Below are 1,513 nucleotides of genomic sequence, written 5' to 3'. Positions count from 1 at the left end.
TTTCTCGCTTGCCATCCATCAGGCGCGAGACCTTCAGCGGGTTGTCGTCCTGCAGCGCCGTCGGCAGCAGGTCAGCCGACAGGTTCTGGTAGCACACCGGCCGCAGGAAGCGGTGAATCGCGGCACTGCCCACCGAGGTGGTACGGCTGTCCGAGGTCGCCGGATACGGGCCACCGTGGACCATGGCATGGCAGACTTCCACGCCCGTCGGCCAGCCATTGGCCAGGATCCGACCCGCCTTGCGCTCCAGCGTCGGCAGCAGCGCCTTGGCTGCGGCGGTATCGCCGTCGTCCATCTGCAGAGTGGCGGTCAGTTGGCCTTCGGCATGCGCCGCGACCCGCTGCATCTCGTCGAGATCGGCACATTCGATCACCAGTGAACTGGCGCCGAACACCTCGGCCTGCAGTGCCTCGTCGGCCAGGAAGTCCGCGGCGCTGGCCACGAACAGCGCACTCCGGCACGTGTTGGGACCGTCACCGGCCTGACCGCGGGCGACTTCACGCACCTTGGGATGGCCGGCCAGGGCGCCGACGCCATCGTCATAGGCGCCATGAATGCCCGGCGTGAGCATGGTCTGGGCGGCACTGCCCTTGACGCCGTCGCCGGCAGCTTCGATGAAGGCATCCAGATCGGCACCCTTGACCCCGATCACCAGGCCGGGATTGGTGCAGAACTGGCCGGCGCCCATGTTGAGCGAGCCGACGAAGCCTTCGGCGATCTGGCCACCGCGCGCCTTGAGCGCTTCGGGCAGCAGGAACACCGGATTGATCGAGCTCATCTCGGCATACACCGGGATCGGCTGCGGCCGCGCCTGGGCGGTGGCCATCAGCGCGTTGCCGCCCCGCCGCGAGCCGGTGAAGCCAACGGCCTGGATGCGCGGATCGGCGACCAGTGCCTGGCCGATCTCGTTGCCCGACCCGAAAAGCAGCGAGAAGACGCCTTCCGGCAGCCCGCAGGCCTTGACGGCCCGCTGGATCGCGCGGCCAACCAGTTCGGACGTGCCGGGATGGGCGGAGTGGCCCTTGACCACCACCGGGCAGCCGGCGGCCAGAGCGGAGGCGGTATCGCCCCCGGCCACGGAGAAGGCCAGCGGAAAGTTGCTGGCACCGAACACGGCCACCGGCCCCAGGGCGATGTGGCGCTGGCGCAGGTCGACACGCGGCATCGGCTCACGATCGGGCAGCGCCGGGTCGATGCGCACATCGAGCCACTCGCCGGCCCGGACCACATTGGCGAACAGCCGGAGCTGGCCGCAGGTCCGTCCGCGCTCGCCCTGCAGGCGGGCTTCGGGCAGGCCGGTCTCGGCCACGCCGCGTTCGGTCAACTGATCGCCGATCGCCTCGATTTCGCTGGCGATGGTTTCGAGAAAGGTCGCCCGGTCGTCGAGCGAGGTTTCACGATAGATGCCGTAAGCCGCTTCGGCCAGTTCACAGGCCTTGTCGACTTCGGCCTTGCTGCCGCCGGCGTAGGTCGGTTCCAGCGTCTCGCCGGTGGCAGGGTTGATGGCGTTGAT

Annotated in this window: 1 protein-coding gene; it reads right to left on the bottom strand. The window is 68.9% G+C overall.

What is annotated here, in order from left to right:
• A partial coding sequence (locus BLW01_RS18240; RefSeq protein WP_139243956.1) for an aldehyde dehydrogenase (NADP(+)) occupies positions 1-1,513 on the bottom strand: 1,513 nt, incomplete at both ends.

Source organism: Aidingimonas halophila, assembly GCF_900106955.1.
GTDB lineage: Bacteria > Pseudomonadota > Gammaproteobacteria > Pseudomonadales > Halomonadaceae > Aidingimonas > Aidingimonas halophila.
This window is presented reverse-complemented; position numbering and strand designations above follow the sequence as displayed.